Annotated in this window: 21 protein-coding genes and 1 tRNA gene; 5 read left to right on the forward strand and 17 right to left on the reverse strand. The window is 37.8% G+C overall.

The features are described 5' to 3' along the window. Window positions 1–22: 22 nt before the first annotated feature. The 7 genes from RFW85_RS04015 to RFW85_RS04045 form a co-directional block, all read right to left on the reverse strand. Window positions 23–955, reverse strand: coding sequence for an alpha/beta fold hydrolase (locus tag RFW85_RS04015; RefSeq protein WP_086264950.1), 933 nt, complete (start codon window positions 953–955; stop codon window positions 23–25). Between the two features lie 63 nt (window positions 956–1,018). Beyond that, window positions 1,019–1,930: an alpha/beta fold hydrolase gene (locus RFW85_RS04020; protein WP_235823114.1), complete on the reverse strand. Its 912-nt coding sequence runs from the start codon at window positions 1,928–1,930 to the stop codon at window positions 1,019–1,021. A 9-nt stretch (window positions 1,931–1,939) separates the two neighbouring features. After that, window positions 1,940–2,713, reverse strand: coding sequence for a substrate-binding domain-containing protein (locus tag RFW85_RS04025; protein WP_086264951.1), 774 nt, complete (start codon window positions 2,711–2,713; stop codon window positions 1,940–1,942). A 62-nt stretch (window positions 2,714–2,775) separates the two neighbouring features. Then, window positions 2,776–3,615 (reverse strand): amidohydrolase, encoded by an 840-nt coding sequence (locus tag RFW85_RS04030; RefSeq protein ID WP_170249772.1) that lies wholly within the window; start codon window positions 3,613–3,615, stop codon window positions 2,776–2,778. Window positions 3,616–3,694: 79 nt separating this feature from the next. Continuing rightward, on the reverse strand, window positions 3,695–4,513 hold the full coding sequence (locus tag RFW85_RS04035; protein WP_170249771.1) for an SDR family NAD(P)-dependent oxidoreductase: 819 nt from the start codon (window positions 4,511–4,513) through the stop codon (window positions 3,695–3,697). A 1-nt stretch (window position 4,514) separates the two neighbouring features. Continuing rightward, the gene (locus RFW85_RS04040; RefSeq protein WP_170249770.1) at window positions 4,515–5,078 is read right to left on the reverse strand and encodes a carboxymuconolactone decarboxylase family protein; all 564 of its coding nucleotides are present in this window, start codon (window positions 5,076–5,078) and stop codon (window positions 4,515–4,517) included. Between the two features lie 31 nt (window positions 5,079–5,109). Further along, window positions 5,110–6,432, reverse strand: coding sequence for a cation:dicarboxylate symporter family transporter (locus RFW85_RS04045; RefSeq protein WP_170249769.1), 1,323 nt, complete (start codon window positions 6,430–6,432; stop codon window positions 5,110–5,112). A 417-nt stretch (window positions 6,433–6,849) separates the two neighbouring features. Here RFW85_RS04045 and RFW85_RS04050 point away from each other — a divergent pair, with 417 nt between their 5' ends. After that, window positions 6,850–7,761: a LysR family transcriptional regulator gene (locus tag RFW85_RS04050; RefSeq protein ID WP_170249768.1), complete on the forward strand. Its 912-nt coding sequence runs from the start codon at window positions 6,850–6,852 to the stop codon at window positions 7,759–7,761. A 29-nt stretch (window positions 7,762–7,790) separates the two neighbouring features. Here the strand turns inward: RFW85_RS04050 and RFW85_RS04055 are convergent, their stop codons facing one another. Beyond that, window positions 7,791–8,357 (reverse strand): TetR/AcrR family transcriptional regulator, encoded by a 567-nt coding sequence (locus RFW85_RS04055; RefSeq protein ID WP_170249767.1) that lies wholly within the window; start codon window positions 8,355–8,357, stop codon window positions 7,791–7,793. A gap of 413 nt (window positions 8,358–8,770) precedes the next feature. Between RFW85_RS04055 and RFW85_RS20035 the strand changes: the two genes are divergently transcribed. Next, a protein-coding gene (locus RFW85_RS20035; RefSeq protein ID WP_372551860.1) for an IS3 family transposase occupies window positions 8,771–10,155 on the forward strand; the annotation gives its coding sequence in 2 pieces (ribosomal slippage) (window positions 8,771–9,239 and window positions 9,239–10,155; 1,386 coding nt in all). A 391-nt stretch (window positions 10,156–10,546) separates the two neighbouring features. Here the strand turns inward: RFW85_RS20035 and RFW85_RS04070 are convergent. The 6 genes from RFW85_RS04070 to efp all read right to left on the reverse strand — a co-directional run bounded on the left by RFW85_RS04070 (window position 10,547) and on the right by efp (window position 15,500). Continuing rightward, the gene (locus RFW85_RS04070) at window positions 10,547–11,014 is read right to left on the reverse strand and encodes a DMT family transporter (RefSeq protein WP_062849977.1); all 468 of its coding nucleotides are present in this window, start codon (window positions 11,012–11,014) and stop codon (window positions 10,547–10,549) included. Continuing rightward, window positions 11,001–11,732 carry a DUF3865 domain-containing protein gene (locus RFW85_RS04075; protein ID WP_170249435.1) on the reverse strand — a complete coding sequence of 244 codons (732 nt, stop codon included), beginning with the start codon at window positions 11,730–11,732 and terminating at the stop codon, window positions 11,001–11,003. Before RFW85_RS04075 ends, RFW85_RS04070 begins: the two co-directional genes overlap by 14 nt. 387 nt (window positions 11,733–12,119) lie before the next feature. After that, window positions 12,120–12,196, reverse strand: a tRNA-Val gene (locus tag RFW85_RS04080). Window positions 12,197–12,362: 166 nt separating this feature from the next. Next, the gene (locus RFW85_RS04085; protein ID WP_000980869.1) at window positions 12,363–12,668 is read right to left on the reverse strand and encodes a YbdD/YjiX family protein; all 306 of its coding nucleotides are present in this window, start codon (window positions 12,666–12,668) and stop codon (window positions 12,363–12,365) included. Then, entirely contained in the window at window positions 12,668–14,764 is a 2,097-nt protein-coding gene (locus tag RFW85_RS04090; protein ID WP_216076580.1) for a carbon starvation CstA family protein, read from the reverse strand. The genes RFW85_RS04085 and RFW85_RS04090 overlap by 1 nt, the downstream gene beginning before the upstream one ends. A 166-nt stretch (window positions 14,765–14,930) precedes the next feature. Beyond that, the gene (efp, locus tag RFW85_RS04095) at window positions 14,931–15,500 is read right to left on the reverse strand and encodes an elongation factor P (RefSeq protein ID WP_002118666.1); all 570 of its coding nucleotides are present in this window, start codon (window positions 15,498–15,500) and stop codon (window positions 14,931–14,933) included. Between the two features lie 73 nt (window positions 15,501–15,573). Between efp and epmB the strand changes: the two genes are divergently transcribed. Genes epmB through RFW85_RS04110 form a run of 3 tightly spaced genes read left to right on the forward strand, consistent with a single transcriptional unit; the run spans window position 15,574 to window position 20,459 of the window. Further along, on the forward strand, window positions 15,574–16,590 hold the full coding sequence (gene epmB, locus RFW85_RS04100; protein ID WP_086265393.1) for an EF-P beta-lysylation protein EpmB: 1,017 nt from the start codon (window positions 15,574–15,576) through the stop codon (window positions 16,588–16,590). 15 nt (window positions 16,591–16,605) lie between these two features. Beyond that, window positions 16,606–18,351, forward strand: coding sequence for a GTPase (locus RFW85_RS04105; RefSeq protein WP_086265394.1), 1,746 nt, complete (start codon window positions 16,606–16,608; stop codon window positions 18,349–18,351). Next, window positions 18,348–20,459 (forward strand): EAL domain-containing protein, encoded by a 2,112-nt coding sequence (locus RFW85_RS04110; RefSeq protein ID WP_170249437.1) that lies wholly within the window; start codon window positions 18,348–18,350, stop codon window positions 20,457–20,459. Before RFW85_RS04105 ends, RFW85_RS04110 begins: the two co-directional genes overlap by 4 nt. A 62-nt stretch (window positions 20,460–20,521) precedes the next feature. Here RFW85_RS04110 and rpmE read toward each other — a convergent pair whose 3' ends face one another. The 3 genes from rpmE to gloA all read right to left on the reverse strand — a co-directional run bounded on the left by rpmE (window position 20,522) and on the right by gloA (window position 22,450). Then, window positions 20,522–20,746: a 50S ribosomal protein L31 gene (gene rpmE, locus RFW85_RS04115; RefSeq protein ID WP_001200845.1), complete on the reverse strand. Its 225-nt coding sequence runs from the start codon at window positions 20,744–20,746 to the stop codon at window positions 20,522–20,524. A 197-nt stretch (window positions 20,747–20,943) separates the two neighbouring features. Further along, the gene (locus RFW85_RS04120) at window positions 20,944–21,915 is read right to left on the reverse strand and encodes a bile acid:sodium symporter family protein (protein ID WP_080973456.1); all 972 of its coding nucleotides are present in this window, start codon (window positions 21,913–21,915) and stop codon (window positions 20,944–20,946) included. 133 nt (window positions 21,916–22,048) lie between these two features. Then, window positions 22,049–22,450, reverse strand: coding sequence for a lactoylglutathione lyase (gloA, locus tag RFW85_RS04125; RefSeq protein ID WP_068613402.1), 402 nt, complete (start codon window positions 22,448–22,450; stop codon window positions 22,049–22,051). Window positions 22,451–22,472: the final 22 nt, after the last annotated feature.

The following is a 22,472-nucleotide window of genomic DNA, read 5'->3' on the forward strand; positions in this document are numbered from 1 at the left end:
CGTCCGTTTCTTTAAGGAACAACTATGATTTTTTCGCGAATTGTTGTTTAGCAAATTTACCAATGGCATCCGCTAAAGCTTTCGGTTGCTCTGGAACTAATGCATGACCTGCATTTTTAATTTCGACTATCGTCACTCGATCACCTAAGGCACCTTTTAAAACACCTCTTAAAGGTTTAGGCGCGACTGTGTCATATTCTGGTTGAATATCTAAAATTGGTGCTTTGCCAGCAGCAAAATAGTCATCTACAGGAGTGTTATTACGCGCATAACCTTGTGCATCGTGTGCTTCGTGGTGCCAACCAGTTAGCCATACGCGCGGATCATTCATTGGTGCAAAGAATGCACGTTTTAAATATTCAATACGCTTAGCTTCTGGAAGCTCTTCATTTCCAGCATTATCAATCGCTTCACGAATTTCAGGACTAATTGGTTTACCTTTATATCCCTCTGGCACTTTACCTGCGGAAGCACCTGCCAACACCACACCTTTAACCAAATCTGGACGCTGTGTTGCGACCATGCGGGTTGGGAAATTGCCCCATGCATGGCCAACTACAATTGCAGGACCAGCTTTAAAATGTTCGATCACTGCTGCAACATCATTTCCATAATCTTGAATATGCAGTTTTTCCATTGGACCACGGCTTAAACCAATTCCACGAACTTCAGGTCGAATCACTCTAAAGCCTTGTTTAACTAAATCTTGTGCAACTACATCATAGTCACGTACAGAACGTCCTAGTGACGACATAATCACAATGGTTGGCCCCTTACCTTGTACATAAGCTTGAATAGAGACATCACCATACTTTACCATCTCATAAGGCACATTGCTTACCTTAGAGGCAGCTGCCGTATGCGTTGCTGGTGAAACGTTTGTTTGTTTTGCTTCCGTAACCGTTGCTGTGGCTAATAATATTGCTGTAGATAAAATAGCTAAGGTTTTATTCATCTTAATCAACTCCATGTTTTAGATGATTGTGGTTTAAAAATTAAATAAGCAGATTTAAGTCAACTAATTGGCTGAATATACTTGTTTGGAAAATTTGGCTATCGCATTTGCCATCGCTTCTGGTTGTTCTGGTACCATCGCATGACCTGCGTTTTTGATGACCTGTTCAACAACTCGTTCAGGTAAATACTCTTTCATTACATTTTTGACGACAACGGCATCGTACTCTCCTTGTAAATCAAGGATTGGAACCGTTTTCCCACCCGAAAAATACTCATCAATTGGCGTTACAATTCGTGCATGAGCTTCAGCAGCATGGTTTTTTTCATACCAACCGTTTAACCACACATGTGGATCATTCATAGGTGCGAAGAAAGCTTGCTTTAGATATGTGATACGTTGTTCTTGAGGAAGCTTATAATTCCCTGCGTTATCAATTGCATCACGTAAACGCCCATACGGTTTTTCAGTTGAATCTTTAGGTAACTTACCTGCTGAAGCAGCGGCCATGACAATACCGCGAACCAGATCTGGTCGATCAGCAGCAAGCATACGTGCAGGCTGACTTCCCCAGGCATGTCCAACGACTACCACTGGACCAGTTTTTTCAGCATCCAAAACTAAAGCAACATCAGCAGCAAAATCGTGCAGAGTTAAATTCTCTAAAGGCCCTGTACTGCCATTGATGCCTCTAGGTTCAGGACGTATTACCTTAAAGCCTGATTTTGCAAGATAATCTGCAACAACATCAAAATCTCTAGCGCCACGGCTTAACGAAGGCAGTAATACAATTACGGGGCCCTTCCCTTGTACATAGAACTCAATTGAGACATCACCTTGTTGGATCTGCTTTTTATGAACAGAGAAATTTGAAATTAAATTTGCTTGATCCATATTAGATTCAACCTTATCAAGACTTGAGCATCCCATGAGGCTCAATGATGTCGATAAAATTGCAGTTAAGTATTTCTTCATAGTGATTCCTCACTTGCCAATTGGTTCCAAACCACTGTTGGTCAAAATACTTGCTGCTTGTTTAGATTTTAAAAATTGTACAAATTGAGCTGCGATTTCAGGATGTTCAGCTTTTTTAGAAATCACTGATGAAAACTTACTAACGTATTGCAAACTTTCAGGTAAAGGTGCAACAAAGGTAATCCCTTTAGTATGCTTAAGCTCACTAATCTGTTGCATTCCCACATCAGCCTGATGTTCTGCTAACACTTCTCCGACCAGTTTTTTACCTGGAACCTCAAGACCTTTTGTTTGCATTTCCTGTTCAATATTCAATCTTTTGAATAATGTTGAGCGGATATAGACACCACTTGAACCTTGAGAGTAGGCAACTTTTTGGGCTGATAATAAGGCTGCCTTTAAGTCTGCTTCATTTTTTAATGGTGGTACTTTAGTACCTTTACTCACAGCCAAACCAATTTTTGAATTTGCTAATTCAGTACGACTAGATAAGTCAAAATTTTGACTTAATTCATTAGATTTAAGTGCATCATCCAAAATGATAGCCAAGTCCATTTTTTCATTGTTTTTAATTCGCATTGGTAATGATTCAGGAGACTTTCCGGCAGATGGCCCCCATTCGATATGAACCGTATTTCCAGTTAATTTTTCATACATTGGAATAAGAGTATCCATCGCACCATGAAAAGAACCAGATGCAATAACATTTAATTGCGCTGCATGTGCTGGCACGACCATAGCAATTGATAAGCCCATTCCTGAGACTAGTTTTTTTAAACTCATTTTTAACTTCCTTTTAAGTAAAGAAGTATTCAGTCAATGAATACTTCATTGGTTTTAAAACATTAATTTTCTCTGAAATATAAATTTCGTGGATTATCGACAAATACGGCTTGTATTAATTCAGGCGTATCGAGTGCTTTTAATGCAAACTTTAAAAGCTCATCATCATGAGGAACCTCACCTTTTACATTTGGATGAGGCCAATCTGTTCCCCACACCACTCGGTTTGGTGCAAGTTTGATTAACTTCTGAACCCAATTCAGTGAAGCCTCCCAAGTGCTGGCAGGCTGTCCATTCATTGCACGGTCAATTCCGGAAATTTTTAGCCAACGCTTCGGATTCATCATGACTTGTTGCAACTTGATAAAAGTATTTTCTGCATCTTGTGAATCAAGCAAATTAGGTCGTGCCATATGATCAATCACAATATCGACATCTATGTCTTGCCAAGCTTCAATCGCTGGGAAGATATCCTCAATTTTTCCATGTATCTGAATATGAAATCCGAGCTTTGCAACTCGTTCAACCAAACCACGTAATGCTTGCGGATCACGGCTTCCAGGCAAATGCCCCATCATGTTAAAGCGAATGCCACAAATTCCGCCGTGCTTTAATTCAACAAGTTGTTCATCTGTAATATCGTGATCTACTAAAGCAACTCCTCGATAATTAAAGTTACTTTGTTCAATCGCATCTAAAATGATGAAGTTATCTGAACCATAGGCAACAGCTTGAACAAAAACACCGTGTTCAATTCCTAAACTTTTGTGTAATTCAAGCAACTGCTTAAATGTTGCTGGTTCAGGATGATATGCAGCATCTTCAGGTAACGGAAAGCGATCAAAAGGCCCGTATATATGAAAATGGCAATCCCATGAACCTTTTGGCAAATTAAATGACATAGTACTTCCTAAACAAATCTTATTAGGTTCAACAAATATTCCATGTACCTCACATATTTGGAGTTACTCAGAATTCACCTTAATCACAACGTGCAGTCATTCCGCCATCGACCACAATTTCTGTTCCAGTAACAAAACGCGCTTCATCACTTGCAAGAAACAGCGCAGCAAAAGCTGTATCACGCCCATCTCCCATAAAGCCTGCGGGAATTCGTTTTAAACGACTTTCAAGCAATTGATCGACATCACCGCCAGTACGTTGCCCTGCTAAACGAACCTCAACCATCGGGGTATGTAATTGACCAGGCAAGACAGTGTTTACGCGTATTCCTTTAGGGGCATATTCGACAGCAGTCACTTTTGATAATTGAATAATCGCGGCTTTACTTGCGGCATAGGCAACTTGCGGAGCGCCTGTAAAACGGATTCCAGAAGTTGAAGCCGTATTTACAATCGAACCACCGCCTTGTTGCTCCATATATGGAATGGTGTGCTTACAAGTTAAAAATACGCTTTTTAAATTTAAGTCGAGTTGTTTGTTCCAAGCTTCTTCTGATAACGCAACAGCTCCACCAGCAGCAGAACCACCTACGTTATTCACTAAAATATCGACACGACCATATTTCTCTACACAGGCTTCAACCATGGTTTGAACTGACTCACTGTCAGTCACATCACATGCAAAAGGTGTCACTTCACCACCGAAGTTTTGAATACGATTTAAAGTCTCTTGCATTGCATCAATCGAACGATCTACAGCAAAAATTTTTGCCCCTGCTTTTGCAAAAAGTACTGCCGCTGCACGACCATTTCCCCAACCTGGACCAACACAACCGGCACCCGTAATGATTGCAACTTTATCTTTCAAACGTCCTTGAGGATTAATTTCATCAAACATATTAAATTCCTGCTTCTGGGGTGGGTAATTCAGGAGTTACACCTGCTGGGGGTGGAACTTCGAAAACATTAATCGTCATAGAAATAAGGGTGTAATAGCCTGCAATCGCGACTAAATCGATTAATGTATCTATCCCAAGTAGTTGCTCTATTTCTTGATAAGTCTGATCAGCAACCCTTTTGGTCTCGTGAAGTTCACAAATAAACTGATAAATTAATTGTTCGTCCTTATGAATAAATACGGGTTGCTCACCTAAACGAATGGCTTCAATAACGTCTGTACTTAGGCCAGCCTCAATTGCATATGGTTTATGAGCAGCCCATTCATATTCAGCGAGCCAGTGTCTACCCATCAGTAAGATGGCTAACTCACTCAAACGTGGTTCCAAGCAACTGTCATAGCGACAATATTGACCAAGACTTTGTGCCAAATTGGCTAACTTCGGATGGTGCAACCAGATCGCTAAAGGACCTCGCACCCCTTTACGTGGACCGCTTGCAATTGCATCGAATACAACTTGTTGTTCAGCAGTTAAATGTTCTGGGTCTATCGCTTTTAAACGCATGTCTATTCTCGATATAAAGAAGTTGAGATAATTAATGAGATTTATCTAAAACTTGACTTGAGTGATTTGAATCAGAAGCTAATGGCGTCTCTACCAAAGAATCTTTAGCCCGTAGCAAACTACGCTTAGGTCTCTTACCTGTTTGTTTTTCAAAGGCATCAGCATCGAAAGCATTTTCCCAACGAGCGACTGCATAGACCGCAAGTGTGTTGCCAATAATGTTGGTAATTGCCATGATGGTTGCCATAATCCGGTCAACACCAAACAACAGCCCCAAACCACCGAGTGGTAAAGTTTTTACAGACTGTAAGGTCGCCGCCAACTTAATAAAGGCGCCGCCAGCGACAGTAGTTCCACCTTTCGAGGTAAAGCTTAAGATTGCTAATAAAACCAACTGGTCGATTAAGCTCAAAGGTGTGTCAGTTGCTTGTGCAATAAAGCCCACCGCAATTGCCATATATAAAGCTGTGCCATCTAAATTAAAGCTGTAACCTGTAGGCAATACGAACCCGACAACAGCCTCGTCACAACCCGTTTTTTTGAGCTTTTCAATCAGTTTTGGGAAGGCAACTTCACCCGATGCTGTACCGAACACCAAAAGTATTTCGTCGCGAATCACTTTTAAAATGGTGAGAAAAGGTAGGCCAATAATCCATGTCACTGCACCAAGGACAAACACCATAAAGAAGAAGCATGCTGCATAGAAAACACCAATTAATTTCATTAAATAAATGAGTGTTTCACCGCCATAACTACCAATTGCAGCCGACATTGCGCCAAATGCACCGAGCGGAGCAAGTTTCATAATAAAGCCCAGCATCTTGAACAAGATGGTTTGTGCTTCATCAATTCCTTTAACGATCACAGAATCCGGGCCACAACATAAATTAATAGCCATACCCGCTAAAATTGAAACCACCAATACTTGTAGTACATTGCCAGTCGCAAAAGCATCTACGATGGTATGTGGAATCATATTTAAGAAGAAATCAACCGCTGAAAGAGTTGCAGAACCTTTTGCTGCATCAGGTTCGGCTAGGTCGGTTGCATGTAGACCTAAACCGGGCTGCAACACGTTGACAAATACAAAGCCAATGAGCATTGCTACAGTTGTTAGTACTTCAAAATAAATAAGTGATTTAATACCCAAACGGCCCAGCTTTTTCATATCTTTAATATGAGTTAAACCATGAACCAAAGTGAGAAAGATCAAAGGAGCCAAAAGCATTTTGAGTAAAGCAATAAATGCTTGACCTAATGGCTTCATTGCCTTTGCCCATTCGGGGGAGACCAAACCCAAAATAATGGCAGCAATAATTGCAATAATTACCTGCACATGTAGTTTTTTTAACATGTCGAATTCCTATATCGAAACTTTAAAATGCTTGTGCTTGAACACATCCCTGCATTTTTTGGCAAACGAATCCCCTATAAACAACATTCATATGTGTTTAGATTTAAATTTAACGGGGGGTTCAATTGTCTAGCGTGTTTAACTCATCGAAAAGCTAGATTTAAAAGATAATCTGTCATAGAATCAGTCCTTAATCATATTTTCCCAAATAAACCTGATCAATCCTACTTGCTAGACCAGGTTAAAAATCAACAATGATATCAATAACTTTTGATCAAAAAATTGATATATTTTGATAAAGCATCACGTAAATAAGAACCTTATCTATTACTTTCCATACAAGTTCCGTTCATTACGTCTGAATTCATTGTTATATAATCACCATCTTTAAGGAATAGGATTTAGGCACTATCAGATATGAATGAAATTAATATCGAACAAATCGACTTAAATCTTTTGAAGTGCTTTGAAATCCTATATGAAGAGCAGAATGCTTCGCGTGCAGCGGAACGTTTAGGAATTACTCAGTCTGCGGTCAGTGCATCTTTACGACGTCTTAGGGATATTTATCAAGATCCACTTTTTCAACGGACTGGTCGAGGTCTTGCACCCACTACTAAAGCGCATGCTTTGAAACCATTAGTCAGCAATGCTTTAAGTATTTTTAGGGAAACATTGTTGTCACTACCCAATAATCACAATAACCTACAGCAAAGAATTATCACGATTGGTATGTCTGATGATTTTGAAATTGCATTTGCACAAGAAATTATCGAACAGGTTAAATTAAAATTTCCCCACTACAGAATCGTAATTAAACAGACCTATACACATATCATTGCTGAAATGCTGGTAAAGCATAATGTTGATATTGGAGTAACCTCTGGCGGAATCTATTACCATTCTTTGTACCGAGAATTAATGGTTTTAGGTGATTATTCTTGTTTGGTGACTCATCCTGAAGATGCGGTTGAACTAACCTTAGATAAGTTTTTAAGTTTTGAACATTTACTGATTTCAAATACGGGTCAAATCGGGATTGTTGACGAACATTTAACGAAATTAAATAAGACCAGACGGATTTTTGCCTCTACTTCTCACTTTGCTGCTATTCCATGGTTATTAAAAAGAAAAGGAACGGTTTGTACCCTTCCCACCCACGCTGCAAGAAAAATTTCCGAAATTATACCTGCCCTAATTTATACAAAATGTCCAATTTCGATACCAACCTATCCAATGGTACTTTCATGTCGAAAAACATCGCTAAAAGACAAAGCGATTTTGGATGTACAAGAAGTCATTAGGTCAATTATTAATAGTTATAAATAGGATTGTTTTATACATTGGAATTCATTGATTTAAGCACTTGCATTAAACCAACCCCGCAAAAAACAATCCAACACCTTTTCTCGCTCGGTTGTCTCATCCGAGCTTAAAAGCTGAATAATTGCACCTTCGATCATATATAAAAATAATTTGGCATCCTGAAAAGTTGCATCGTTTTTAAGTGTTCTAAGTTGGCTATAAATTTCATTGATGAGCCACGTTCTATATCTCACTGCGGTGATATAGGCTTTTGGATAGGTCAGTTTCGTTTCAAAAATTGCTTTAAATAATAAATAGTACGGCCCTTCTACATCGCTATGTAAGAAATAAAGTTTCTTAAGTGTATCCTTCCCGTTTGTACTTTGATCGTACTCAACCATTGAAACTACTTTTTCTTTTAGCCTCTCTTTTTGCACGATCAAACAGATTTCAATAAATCGCTCTTTAGAATGAAAGTAGTTATAAAAAGTTGCTTTTGGAGTGTGAGACTTTTTCACGATTCGGTCGATGCCCACTATGTGAAATCCGTGATGGTGAAACAAATGAATCGATGTATTAATAATTTGGATCGCACGTGTTGAGAGAACTAAATTTGGCATAGTTTTACCGCTTTAAAATAAATTTTTTGTATATAAACGAGATACTTTTTGGGAGAAAAAAGGCATAGCAAAGCCATAAAGACTGTGCTTGGCACATCTCAAGTTTTATTGTTGATGCAAGTTTTTTGAGCCGTAATGACTTAAAGCCTGAAAACCTAAAGGTCATCAAGCTGCTTTAAATTTTTAAGTTGTGTCGTTATAGCTTTTGGCAAAGGCTGCCAAGAAATTATGAATGTGCAAAGCCAACTCCTTTTTATTGGGAGTTCTGCCAGACATTTATAGAATTATGGTGGCAGAACGGAAGAAGGTTGACAGACTAGTATTATCTCAAACTAGCACACCCGAAGGTGTCCCTCTCCCGTCCTGAACTGCACCCCATAAGTTAGACTTTTTAAACTTATGAGGTGTGCCCTATGCCAGTTCCAAAGCATTCAAAAGAGTTAAAATTAAAAGTCATTCAAGCTTATTTAGATGGAAGTAAAGGATATAAAATACTTTCACAAGAATTTAATGTAGATCTTCAAACAGTCCGGCTATGGATTGAAAATTATAAGGCACAAGGTGAAGATGGCTTAAATATTAAAACTAAAAAAACCTACTACTCTTCCGAATTTAAAATCATGGCTGTACAAATGCTTCTTGATAAGGTACCTGTAAGAGAAGTTAGAAGACGGTTAAATCTGAGCGGGACGTCAATTTTAAGAAGGTGGCTAGCTCAGTATCATAAAGAAGGGATTGCTGGGTTTAGTACCACGAGGATTTATAACAATATGGTTAAACAAGATAAAACTAAAATAGCCAAGCCTGTAAAAGATGATAAAGATAAATCTCAGCAGGAGCTCATTGATGAAGTGACTGCTTTACGTGCAGAGGTTGCCTTTTTAAAAAAGCTAAAAGCCTTAAAACTGAAGCAACGTACTTAAATTCAATTTCTACTGCGGATAGTGTTCAAGTTATTTCGGAATTAAGGCAAACTTATCCATTAAAGCTACTACTTAATATTGCCAAGATCGCTCGTAGTACTTATTTCTATCACATGAAAGCTTTACGTGCTGATGATAAATATACTGAGCTCAAACAGCAGATTAAGTCTATATATCATACACATAAAGGATGTTACGGCTATCGTAGAATTACTCTTGCCCTGAAACGTATAGGAATAATGATTAACCACAAGTGTGTATATCGCCTTATGAAAACGATGGGGCTCAAATCACGTATCAGAGCATTGAAATATCGTTCATATAAAAGTGGCTGTGTAGGAACAATAGCTGATAACGTTTTACAACGACAATTTAAAGCAAATCGCCCAAATCAAAAATGGGCAACTGACGTAACGGAATTTAATTTAAAAGGTGAAAAACTTTATCTATCTCCAATTATAGATTTATTTAATGGGGAAATTATTACCTTCCGAATCCAACGTAAACTCAATTATGAGTTAGTGAAAGATATGCTCATTCATGCTTTGGCTAAACTCAAGCGACATGAAAAACCAATACTTCACTCAGATCAAGGTTGGCAATATCAAATGGCTCATTACCAACAGCAATTAAAGCAACATGGTTTAATTCAAAGTATGTCTCGTAAGGGAGATTGTTTGGATAATGCTGTAATAGAAAGCTTCTTTGGTATATTAAAATCCGAGTGCTTTCATGGTGAAAAATTTCAATCAATTGATGAATTAGAGAATACTATACGAGAGTACATTCATTATTATAATCATGAGAGAATCAAAGTGAAGCTACAAGGATTATCCCCTGTACAATATAGAAATCAGTTTATAAAAACTGCTTAATTAACTGTCCAACTTTATGGGGTCAGATCACCCTACCGCTACGGGAAAGGGACGAGTAGCTACCACACAAGACTATTCCTCAGAAGAAATAACTCTGATGCGGGAGATAATATTCAGCCTGTCAAAGCCGGCTGGCAATGTGGCCAGCAGGCAAAGAATAGTGCCCTGCTCTTTAGCAGTCAAGCACACAAAATGACATTTGTTTTAAATTAGATCATTAAAAAGTAAGGATAAATAATGAGATAGTTATTGTTTAAGTGGGGTTTATAAAGGTGAAGCTTTAGACGAATGTGTCTGTGGATATTAGCTCCTACTCTTTATTATTAAAGCTAAAGCCATGAGATGGCTATATGGGTTTATATAAACTAATAAAAAACCGCGAAAGCGGCTTTTAGTTTGATATTTTTCGATATTCATTATAAAGCATAATAAGTCCACCAATTAAAATGAAACCTAACCCTAATAGCTTTAAACCATCTAACTTTCGTATTTGCACTCCAAGTAAACCAGTGCTATCAATAATTGTTGCAAAAAGCATTTGTCCTAAAAAAACCCAAAGAAGAGTACTCGTTGCTCCTATTTTTGGTGCTGCGATAAACATACAAAGTATGTAAAGCGAACCTAAAAAACCAGACATCCACATCCACCAACTGGCATTTTGATAAGATGGGGGTTTAATACCGCCATCTATTAATAATGCAATGATAAGAGAAGCAATAGCTCCACCTATATAAAGATAAAAGGTAGATTGTATTTGGGTTGCTCCACTCGTATTTCTAAAGGCATTTACTATTGCCAGTTGTAGAGGGACAATTAATCCACCTAATATACTAATAAACACATAACTAATATTTTGCATTCTTAACCTCTAAGTATAAACTACTCCAAAATTCATCGAGAAGTTCAAGAAACTTATTAAAGCCAATCATGAATTTTTCTTTTTTGGAATCAGTATCAATTATTGACCATATTGTTCTATTCAAATCTTCGGCATGCCGAGCTTCAGTTCCATCTAAATGAATATCATAAAAATATGAAACATCTACCCATTTTTCGTCTGAAAATAAACTTTTATTTTGCTCTGCACCTTTAACAAGTAGTTCTAATTGAGGTAAAGCATGAATTTCCTGAGCAAGAGCAGCACCTAACATAATATAAAGATCACTATTAAAAAGTTTTTCAGACTCATCTTTTAAGATCATTGTTTTCTGCAAACCTTTACCATATTTTAGTTCTTTTTTATATACAACTTGACTATAAGAATTTATAGATTTAGTAAAAAGATAAGCATGGGATTGGCCATCATCCAATCCCTTTTCCTCTGCAATATTTAATTCGAAAGCTTCAATAATTTTTAGAATATTATCATCTAAATTATTATCTTGCTCATTTTTTGCTTTTAATATATTACAGCCCAAATCAAGACGATAAGCTGTAGGCCCTAGCCAATGTCTAAGATTATTAACAAGAATATTGTATTGTTTATAACTATATTCATTACTATTACTAGACCAATTAAGAAGGCATTCATTTTGCGCAACTTTTTTTGCTGTTATTTGCAAGTCATTATAATTCATAAATTTTCCTCATTTTTCTTAAAAAAGCTAATAAGTTCAATTTATTTAAATATAAAATAATATTTAAACATATATATTATTTTTGAAAATTGTTTCAATTATATGTCACATTAATTTATTTTTAGTCATTATATATTTATCAACATTGCACTAAAATAACGCACTTATTATCCTCCACCCTTTATGGGTGCAATTTTAATTAAATAATCACTAAATATTTAAAAAATTAATTTTTAAATTATATATTTACAGTTATTTATATTCCTAAATTTGGCTATTAATATAAAATATGAATTTATAAAACCAATAAAAAAAAGCCCTAAATCATTATAGTTTAGGGCCTTTTAAGTCATGTAAAGCTATTCGAGTTTATATGACTTTAAATCTTGGTAGGTATATCCAGACTCGAACTGGAGACCTCTACGATGTCAACGTAGCGCTCTAACCAACTGAGCTATACACCTAGAATGGAAAGCATAATATTCATTTTTCAAAAGCAAAACAAGTGATTTGCCATCGAAAAAAATACAAATGAGCAGACTTTAAGCAAACTCTTTTTCCTTTTCCAAAAAGAAAAACGGTACATGGTTTAACCACATACCGTTTCTTTAGCTGACTATTAATCTCAACTTAACAAGGGCATTTCTTTAAATTACCACCTGCCGATGGATATCTCGAATCAACACAATGACGGTAGAAAGTCGTCGCATCCATTGGTGTTAAATCAGGATGATGAGCTTTCATGTGCTCCAGATAAGTTTGATAGTCTGGAACCCCAACCATCAGTCGAAAGCTTTGCTGCAAACGCTGCCACAAAGTTGCAATACGCGACCAGTTCTTTGGAGAAAGTAATAGCTCTTTTTGCGAGAGCACTGTCATTTTGATGATTTTCGCAATAATGACAGTTCCATTTTTTGCAAATTTAAAATTCATCATTACTCTCCTCGTGGGGTGACCACTTTCGGATCAGCATATACAGCCGGTGCTTCATGCGCAGTTGATGTCGGGCTTGCTAACGCACGGCGCACAATACCAATCGCAGCAATTACCATCACAATCGCAACAATCATGAAGAAGCCACAAAGTGCAGCATTGATTTGGTTTGACATCACAATCGTCTGCATTTCTTCAAATGTTTTTGCTGGTTTAAGAATTTCACCACGCGCAATCGCATCTGAAAATCTATTCGCTTGTGCTAAGAAACCAATCTTTGGATTTTCGTGGAAAATCTTTTGCCAGCCCGCAGTCATACAGGTAATGAACAAGAAAATTGTCGGGAAAATCGTTACCCATACATATTTTTCTTTTTTCATTTTAAACAGAATAACTGTACCCAAAATGAGTGCCATTGAAGCCAACATCTGGTTACCCACACCAAATAAAGGCCAGAGTGAATTGACACCACCTAACGGATCAATCACACCTTGATAGACGAAGAAGCCCCATCCACCTACCGCCACAGCAGTACCTAGCAAATTACCAAAGAATGAGCTTGAAGATTTAACCGCAGGAATAACGATACCCACAGTGTCTTGCACCATGAAACGACAAGCACGAGTACCCGCATCGACAGCAGTTAAAATGAATAATGCTTCGAATAAAATCGCAAAGTGGTACCAGAATGCCATCATTTGGCGGCTGTTAAAAATTTCCGAAATGATATGTGCCATACCAATCGCAAAGGTAGGCGCACCACCTGTACGTGAAAGAATCGAGCTTTCACCTACTTCTTGAGCCAACACGGTTAGCATTTCAGGCGTAACCACAAAGCCTAAATTACGCACAGCTTCTGCCGCAGATTCTACAGTTGTACCCAGTACAGCCGCTGGTGCATTAATTGCAAAGTACACACCCGGGTCTAAGACAGTTGCACAAATCATCGCCATAATACCGACGAAAGATTCCATGAGCATGCCGCCATAACCAATCACACGAATGTCAGCTTCGTTATCAACAAGTTTTGGTGTTGTACCACTTGATACAAGCGCATGGAAACCAGAAATGGCACCACAGGCAATAGTAATAAATAGGAATGGAAATAAACTACCAGAGAATACTGGACCAGTACCGTCAATAAAATGAGTCACTGCTGGCATTTTCAATTCAGGTAATGCAATCACAATACCAACGGCCAAGCCAAGAATGACACCAATTTTAAGGAATGTTGATAGATAATCACGTGGTGCTAACAACAACCAGACTGGTAAAACTGATGCGATAAATCCATAAATGATTAAGCACCATGTGAGCTGTGTTCCTGTTAAAGTGAAAAATTCACCCCAGTAAGGATCTGCTGCAACCTGTCCGCCATAAACAATGGCAAGCATCATTAAAACGAAGCCAATAATAGAAACTTCGGCAATACGTCCCGGGCGAATAAAACGCATGTAAACGCCCATGAACAATGCAATTGGAATGGTTGCTGCAATACTGAAAACACCCCATGGACTATGGGCAAGTGCTTTCACCACAACTAATGCCAGTACCGCAAGGATAATAATCATTACCCCAAGCGCACCAAGCATGACCACAATACCGGCAAAAGAACCGAGTTCTTGTTTTGCCATTTCACCAAGTGAGCGACCGTCTCGACGTGTTGAAATAAATAAAACTAAAAAGTCTTGTACCGCACCCGCCAAAACCACACCGACCAATAACCAGATCGTTCCTGGTAAAAAGCCCATTTGCGCGGCCAAAATCGGTCCGACTAATGGCCCCGCTCCTGCAATTGCAGCAAAGTGGTGACCGAAAAGCACATATTTATTGGTGGGAACATAATCCAGACCATCGGCCAAGCGATGTGCTGGTGTTAAACGTCTTGGGTTTAATTCAAATACTTTAGTTGCAATAAATAGACTATAAAATCGATATGCGATGCTATATACACATGCTGCAGCAAGTACAAGCCAAACCGCATTGACATGTTCACCACGACTGAGTGCCAGCATCCCAAAAGAAATTGCACCTATTATTGCCACTAGGCTCCAGACCAGCTTGGAGGGAAGCGTAGATTTCGCTTGCATTGTGTCCATTCTTAACCTCTCAATAAATAACTACAGCATTTTTATATTGTTATGTACTGTTCTCTACCAAATCCTTGTGACTGTACTCCTCCTTTAATTTTTTTCCTCTTATACTTTCGCATAAAAAAAGGGATGATTTACATCATCCCTTCGATAATAGTTTATTTTTTAACTATTATGCACGCTCTAAATAATCGCCTGTACGAGTATCTACACGAACGCTTTCTTCTTGCTGAACAAATAACGGAACACGAACAACCGCACCTGTTTCAAGCTTAGCTGGTTTACCGCCACCGCCAGATGTATCACCACGTACGCCCGGATCAGTTTCAACAATTTTCAATACAACGAAGTTCGGTGGGCTTACTGTTAAAGGTACGCCGTTGAACAACATAATTGTACATTTTTCATTTGAATCATCTTTTAACCATTTAGCAGCATCGCCCATTGCGATTTTGTCTGCCGCGATTTGCTCAAAAGATACAGGATCCATGAAGTTCCACATTTCACCATCGTTGTATAGGTATTCCATTTCAACTTCAACGATGTCAGCTGCTTCTAAAGAGTCACCTGATTTGAAAGTTTTTTCTAATACTTTACCGGTTTTAAGGTTACGTAATTTTACACGGTTGAACGCTTGACCTTTACCTGGTTTTACATATTCGTTTTCCATGATTGAACATGGGTTACCATCAAGCATAACCTTAAGGCCTGCTTTGAAATCATTTGTAGAATAATAGGCCATGAAAGGCACACTCCAAACTTAACAAGTCAACTATGCGATATAATGCGTTGTTGCATTATCTTAATCGTGTCAAATGATAAACTATTTATACCAAGAGCAAAACTGGCAATCACAACTGAGTGACCTTATTACTGATCCTTCGGAATTGCTAAGCCTACTCGAGTTATCCTCAGAACAGCTATTATCGGGTGCGATTCTGGCTTCTGAAAAGTTTAAATTGCGTGTTCCTCGTGCGTTCGTCGGAAAAATGAACGCTAAAAACCCGCTTGACCCGCTTTTGCTACAAGTATTACCTCATCATTTAGAACTCGAAGAACATCCTGAGTTTGTTACTGACCCATTGGGCGAAGAAGCAGCCAATCAGTTACCGGGTGTATTACATAAATATAAGTCACGTTTTTTATTAACCTTGACGGGTGCTTGTGCCGTTCATTGCCGTTATTGCTTCCGTCGTCATTTCCCCTATCAAGAAAATTTGCCAAAAAATGAAGATTGGCTAAATATTAAAAATTATATCGAAGCAAACCCAAACATTAACGAGGTTATTTTGAGTGGTGGTGACCCGCTTACGCTTTCTAACCGTAAATTAGCACTTTGGTTAGAACGCCTATCATCTCTCAAACAAATTCAGATTCTGAGAATTCATTCACGAGTCCCAATTGTTATTCCTAACCGTATCGACCAAGAGCTGATTTCTTTATTAAAAAACAGTAGGCTGCGTATAGTTCTGGTGGTACACTCAAATCATGCTTCTGAACTCGATGACTTTACTTGTTCAAAATTGTTGCAGTTATCTGACCACCACATTACTGTACTTAATCAGGCAGTATTGCTTAAAGGCGTCAATGATTCTGCACAGACCTTAGTTGATTTAAGTTATCGTTTATTTGAAGCTCGCGTTATGCCTTATTACTTACATGTTTTAGATAAAGTAAAAGGTGCACAACATTTTGATTTAGAATCATCTGAGATAGATGAGATCTATCGCGATGTGTTAGCGAACCTACCGGGGTATTTGGTTCCTAAACTCGTCAGGGAAATTGCGGGCGAAAAGAATAAAACACCGCTTTTTGGGGCTACAACATTTTGAGTTATATAATAAGTGATGATGAATAATGCACTATCGGACATTTTTCACAATCAAACCGAACTCACTCGTGAACGGTTAAGCTTTTGTGAAGCCAATATTAAAGATCTTAATGAATGGGTCACTACCCTTTCTATTATGCAACTCGGCGATACGTCAAAAGCATTATTCACAGCTATTTTAGAGCTCAATGAATTAAAGTGTAGTGAGACTTTACGTTTCGATCTTATACAAACGCTTCACCCAACCATTAATAATGTACTCGCCAGCCTTGAGAAAAACTTTTTTAATCAGGGTGTTATTAGTACAGATCGTAACGAACATATTATTGAATTAGCGATGTTGCTCCGCTGCTATTTCGCCAGTATTTATTTAAATATTGCGCAAAATAGTCATGAGCAACTACAGCATCAAAAGTTTTCACTCTTTGCCTATAAGCAAAAAAAGAATTTGCAAACGGCGCGTACTTTAGCGACTTTTCATGCCCTACAACAATTAACAAGTCTCTTATATCAGCAGCATATGCTCTATAGTGAGCCTCTTAAAGGGCAATGGTTAATAGCGCATCAGCTGTATGAAACCGCAGTTCAACATAAATATAATCTCATCAATATTAACCATATTCAGGGCATACAGCACCCTTTAGCAAATATTACACAAGCTTATGCTCAGTTGATTTTGCTCGATATTTTAAATACGAACCAGATTCGTCAGTCAGAAATTCAGGCATTATTTCAATGTAGTTTTGACTGGGCAAGAATGATTCATATTTTGCCGAAAGATACCGCGTTAACGAAATATGTGGTCGACCCAAATAAAGACCATCCACCTGTTTATAATACAAAGCGTAGCTCAAACTTTAACCCTAGCATCTTCATAGGCACACAAGCTTTACTTGAGCATGTCACTGCAACGATGCATAAAAATGCTCAATATATTTCTAAGAATGAGAAGTTTTATTTAAGCCCAGCTTTAAAGTTTCATGTTCAAACGATTTTAGGAACCACTGCTCAACGTCGTCATGAACGTTATGAGTACAATGCAGAGCTCCAAATTTGTTTTGGTTTAAGCACTGCCCATTTCTATCTATCGAAAGCAAAAAACTTCGAAGAAACGCTACAGCTTAACCATAACTATAATTTACAAAGCGAAGCTAAAGTTTTATCCAACTTAGAGAAAAAAGAACAACAAACAAGCTCTTATCAACGCTTGAGTCGTGAAAGTAAAACCATTTATCAAACCACCGTTCTCGATATTAGTGTCAATGGGTATCGTATTAAATGGTCTGGCGAAGCACCGAAAAACTTAAGAACCGGCGAATACATTTTAGTTAAAGAAACTTTGCATGGACAATGGCGCGGCGGTGTAATTCGCTGGATTAAGCAATCGACAGAAAAATCTCTAGAGTTAGGTTTAGAGATTTTGTCGCAAGCCATGTTCCCTTGTTCAGTGCATATTCAAGCGGAACGTCATACTCGCAATTATCATCCCGCACTATTACTACAAACACAAAATCTAGAAGAAATACAAAATACGCTTATTTTACCGGGCTCTCAAATTTTTAGAGAGCAACAAACAATTCATTTACGATTGGGGACAGAAGAAATCAAAGTGTATCTACTCAAAGCACAACTCATTACGCAAAGTTTTATTCAATTTCATTTCGAACTTTTGAATGAGCAGCAACAAGGTCTGCTTGATCAGTTCATGATGAAAAAGGGTAATAACTCTAGCACTCAAGATTTATGGGAAGCACTAAAGTGAGAAACTCTTTATTATCTAAAAAGTTAAAACGTACTGAAACACGTTTACTCATTATTGATGACAACCAGCTACGTTATAACCAGATTTTAAATTTATTATTGGGGAATGATTATCAAGTTCAGGCGTTATTACTTGATGATTTAAAAAGTTTTGAAAAACAGTTAAATACGCCGTGGGATGCTATTATTTTTGGTCGTGCTTATGACCTAAAAATTGAACAAACTCTCTCCCTCATTCAAGCATCTGAGCAGCCAAATTTACCTGTTTTATTATTACAACCTGAAGATTATCAATCTCAGCAATATCAAACTTATATTCAAAAAGGTATTTATGATGTAGTTCCATTAGAACCATTAGATTATTTTTACATCACTCTTATTCGGACCTTGTCGTATAGCCAGTTACTACAGACTGAACAACGCCTGACAAATGAGTTAGAAACAATTCACTCCCATACACAAACATTGGTCAACAATAGCCATAAAGCAGTTGCCCTTTTTCAAGAAGGGATGCATGTTAAGGCAAACACAGAATATCTCAACCTTTTTGGTTTTAAACAAGAAGAAGAGATTATTGGTCTACCGATATTAGATGTTTTACAACCCAATGATTTAAATGTTTTTAAACAAAGATTTAAGAAAATTTCATTAGGCCAATTTGATCAGGCACGTTTTGAAATTCTGAGTCAGCATACAGCAATTGCAGGTAACAATGCTTTAAAACTGGAGTTTATTCCTAGTCAGGAAGAAGATGCCGTGCAGTTAACGATTGACTATCAACTGGATTTGAAAACGCCTGCAAATACACTTTTTTCCGAAAAAAGTTATGGTGTAAATACACCGTGGCAACAAATTAATCGACAACTATCGTCCTACCCTGCTCAAGCCAACGCATTAATTTTATTTCGATTAAATCAATGCCCAGAACGAGTATTCCAACAAGATTGGCAAACACCTGCACAATATTTCAATCAGCTAATAAGTTTCTTAAAAGAACATGCGCAAATGCCGATTTTTAATATTGAACTTGGTGCATATGTTGGAATTTTACAAGCTGAAAACAGCACTGTTCTTAACGCCCAATTGGCTAGTCTGCAAAGTTTGCAAAAAGAGCATTTATTGAAGATTAATGAGCTTAACTACTCGATCCAATTTAAGCTAAGTTATGCACCAATAACTGAATCTTTAAATGAAGATAGCTTTGCAAAGCTACTCAATCAAACAAGTCAGCAAGAGCTACCTAAAGCGAAGTCAGAAATTGAGTTAGCACCAACTATCGATATTATTGCTCCTGAGCCTGTCAAATCTCCTATATCACTTGATTTAAGCCTTGAACAAGTTGATGCTCCTTTGCCGTCCTCTTTATTACAGCAATTAAAGCAGCGGCTAGCTCGAAGTGAAATTCATTTAAAATATCAGCAAATCTACGATAAACACGATCAAGAAACTCATAACTATGAGGTGACTAGCGGTTTTATTAGCGATGATCAATGGTATGACATAAATGACTTAGCTGAATTAAGAGAAGACAGTGAACTTTCTATTCAATTAGATCGCTGGATTTTGGTTGAGGCTTGTAAGCAACTACATAACTTTATTACTCAGTACCCTAAAGCTAAACTGATTATTAACCTGAATATTGATATCTTGCTTAAAGATAAATCACTTCCTGAATTGATTTCAAAACTACTTACCATTATTGGTAGTAAGCTTGAAAGCCCATTGGTTTTACAATTTTCAGAACAAGCTGTTCAGCCTCATCTTGCAACTGTCCAACAACACATAGCTCGTTTGCGTCAACACGGCGCAGAAATTTCGATTCGGGATTTCAACTCTTCTACTTATAGTGAATCAATATTGCAGCAACTCGATGTTCAATATTTAAAACTACAGTCGAAGGAAACAGAGCTATTAAAATCAGATGAGGGACTAGCACGATTACAAGAAAAGGTTTTGAACTATTTGACCGTAAAACCTGTAGGAATTTTACTGAGTGATCTAGATGATATGAACCTATTTGCAAACGCTTGGAATGTGGAAACGCGTTTCTTGCAAGGGCGCTATTTCCAGAAAAAACTTGATCGATTAACAGACGTACAAGACCAATAATGGTCTTGTAGTGAAAAACAAAAAACGGGCATAAAGCCCGTTTTTTGTTTCGTGTTGCAGTATTAACGCTTGATAGAGCGAGACATACCAGCAAAACGTTGTTTGAATTTGTCGATACGACCACCAGTGTCTACATTCTTTTGCTTACCAGTGTAGAATGGGTGGCAAGCTGAACATACGTCAAGGTAGATAGTTTCTTTACCTAAAGCAGAACGAGTTTCGATTACGTTACCGCAAGAACAAGTTGCAACTAATTTTTCATATTTTGGGTGAATATCGGCGCGCATCGTCGATTACTCCTAATTGGAAGAAAGGCTTAAGCTGTCATCGCAATTGATCACTCTCAACTTAAGTTGAGGACAGGCTCAAAATGAGCAGATCAACACCACAACAGACCATTCTTTTGGCCCACCGAAACCTCTAGGGTTAGAGCTAAGCACAACAAGTGGGCAACATTATACGTCAAATAATTTTCTTTTGCGAATTAATCTTTCGATTTAGCCCAGTAATTTGCAATCACCCCACACACCATTAATTGGATTTGGTGAAAGATCATAATAGGCAACACAATCATGCCTAAAGGCTGACCAATAAATAAGATTTGTGCCATCGGAACACCACTTGCCAAGGTCTTTTTAGAGCTACAAAAGAAAACCGTGACTTGATCTGCTCGGTTAAAACCTAAAGCACGTGGTAGGTAAAGTGCTAATAGCATAATAATTGTTAAAAGTACTGAACACGCAATTGTTAGAATGAGTAAAGTTTTCCAACTTACTTGATGCCAAAGACCTGCAACTACGGCTCCACTAAATGCGCCATAGACCACCATCAAAATTGAGCCTTGATCGAATGCTTTAACAATACTCGGAACTTTTGCCATATAAGGGAAAATATAAGGACGTAATAATTGACCTAAAATAAATGGCACTAACAGTAATAATGTAATTTGTATAATTGAAGTCGTCGGGTCAAATCCATGTTGGCTTTGGCCTAAAATAAAGAAGCTCACCAATACTGGTGTAATAAACATACCAATCAAGTTTGAAAAAGATGCACTACACACGGCTCCCGCCACGTTCCCTTTTGCCACTGATGTAAATGCAATAGAGGATTGAACTGTAGAAGGTAAAAAGCACATAAATAAAAAACCCCAGTACAGCTGTTGGCCTAATAGAGGCAACAAAATCGGCTTAGCCAACAGACCAATTACAGGGAAAATAAAGAAAGTAAATGCGAAGACCAATAAATGCATTTTCCAATGCAAAATACCTTCAATCACAGCCTCACGTGATAGTTTCGCACCATGTAAAAAGAATAAAATTGCAATTGCGACTGTGGTCAGTGTATTGAAATATTGAGCTGCTTGACCACTGACTGGAAAAAATGTTGCTAGTAGTACCATTCCAACTAACAAAACTGTAAATCGATCAAGAGCCAATAACTTCAGCATAGCCATATCCTATGATTATTCTAGATAAATAAAAAACCCAGTTGATAAATTGACCATTTGGTCAAGCGTTCATCATACTGGGCTAAAAAAATAAAGCTAGGCTTTTAAGAACTAATTCTTAAAGCATCACAGTCAATTTTTAGTTATTTGTCGCATTAGCATCTTGTTGAATCAATTCGATTTTATAACCATCTGGATCTTCAACAAATGCGATAACGGTTACACCACCTTTCATTGGTCCCGCTTCACGCACAACTTTGCCACCACGTGCTTTAATTTCTTCACACGCTTTATAGGCATCGTCAACACCAATGGCAATGTGACCATAAGCGTTACCTAAATCATAACTTGATGTATCCCAGTTATGTGTAAGCTCAAGCACGGTATTGGTTTCTTCATCACCATAACCAACAAATGCCAGTGTAAAGCGCCCTTCTTCATAATCACGCTTACGAAGTAACTTCATCCCTAATACTTCGGTATAGAACTTTAAAGATTGTTCTAAATTGCCTACTCGCAACATTGTATGAAGCATTCGCATATATTTATCTCCTAGGAAACTT

Source organism: Acinetobacter sp. 12966 (genome assembly GCF_031196995.1).
GTDB classification, from domain to species: domain Bacteria; phylum Pseudomonadota; class Gammaproteobacteria; order Pseudomonadales; family Moraxellaceae; genus Acinetobacter; species Acinetobacter geminorum.

Bases quoted from the DNA above. Each gene is read 5' to 3' on its own strand.
- RFW85_RS04015 (WP_086264950.1), bottom strand. From the start codon at position 955: ATGAATAAAACCTTAGCTATTTTATCTACAGCAATATTATTAGCCACA.
- gloA (WP_068613402.1), bottom strand. From the start codon at position 22,450: ATGCGAATGCTTCATACAATGTTGCGAGTAGGCAATTTAGAACAATCT.
- epmB (WP_086265393.1), top strand. From the start codon at position 15,574: ATGATAAACTATTTATACCAAGAGCAAAACTGGCAATCACAACTGAGT.
- RFW85_RS04045 (WP_170249769.1), bottom strand. From the start codon at position 6,432: ATGTTAAAAAAACTACATGTGCAGGTAATTATTGCAATTATTGCTGCC.
- rpmE (WP_001200845.1), bottom strand. From the start codon at position 20,746: ATGCGCGCCGATATTCACCCAAAATATGAAAAATTAGTTGCAACTTGT.
- RFW85_RS04050 (WP_170249768.1), top strand. From the start codon at position 6,850: ATGAATGAAATTAATATCGAACAAATCGACTTAAATCTTTTGAAGTGC.
- RFW85_RS04035 (WP_170249771.1), bottom strand. From the start codon at position 4,513: ATGTTTGATGAAATTAATCCTCAAGGACGTTTGAAAGATAAAGTTGCA.
- RFW85_RS04020 (WP_235823114.1), bottom strand. From the start codon at position 1,930: ATGAAGAAATACTTAACTGCAATTTTATCGACATCATTGAGCCTCATG.
- RFW85_RS04105 (WP_086265394.1), top strand. From the start codon at position 16,606: ATGATGAATAATGCACTATCGGACATTTTTCACAATCAAACCGAACTC.
- RFW85_RS04025 (WP_086264951.1), bottom strand. From the start codon at position 2,713: ATGAGTTTAAAAAAACTAGTCTCAGGAATGGGCTTATCAATTGCTATG.
- RFW85_RS04085 (WP_000980869.1), bottom strand. From the start codon at position 12,668: ATGATGAATTTTAAATTTGCAAAAAATGGAACTGTCATTATTGCGAAA.
- efp (WP_002118666.1), bottom strand. From the start codon at position 15,500: ATGGCCTATTATTCTACAAATGATTTCAAAGCAGGCCTTAAGGTTATG.
- RFW85_RS04090 (WP_216076580.1), bottom strand. From the start codon at position 14,764: ATGGACACAATGCAAGCGAAATCTACGCTTCCCTCCAAGCTGGTCTGG.
- RFW85_RS04070 (WP_062849977.1), bottom strand. From the start codon at position 11,014: ATGCAAAATATTAGTTATGTGTTTATTAGTATATTAGGTGGATTAATT.
- RFW85_RS04120 (WP_080973456.1), bottom strand. From the start codon at position 21,915: ATGGCTATGCTGAAGTTATTGGCTCTTGATCGATTTACAGTTTTGTTA.
- RFW85_RS04030 (WP_170249772.1), bottom strand. From the start codon at position 3,615: ATGTCATTTAATTTGCCAAAAGGTTCATGGGATTGCCATTTTCATATA.
- RFW85_RS04075 (WP_170249435.1), bottom strand. From the start codon at position 11,732: ATGAATTATAATGACTTGCAAATAACAGCAAAAAAAGTTGCGCAAAAT.
- RFW85_RS04055 (WP_170249767.1), bottom strand. From the start codon at position 8,357: ATGCCAAATTTAGTTCTCTCAACACGTGCGATCCAAATTATTAATACA.
- RFW85_RS04040 (WP_170249770.1), bottom strand. From the start codon at position 5,078: ATGCGTTTAAAAGCGATAGACCCAGAACATTTAACTGCTGAACAACAA.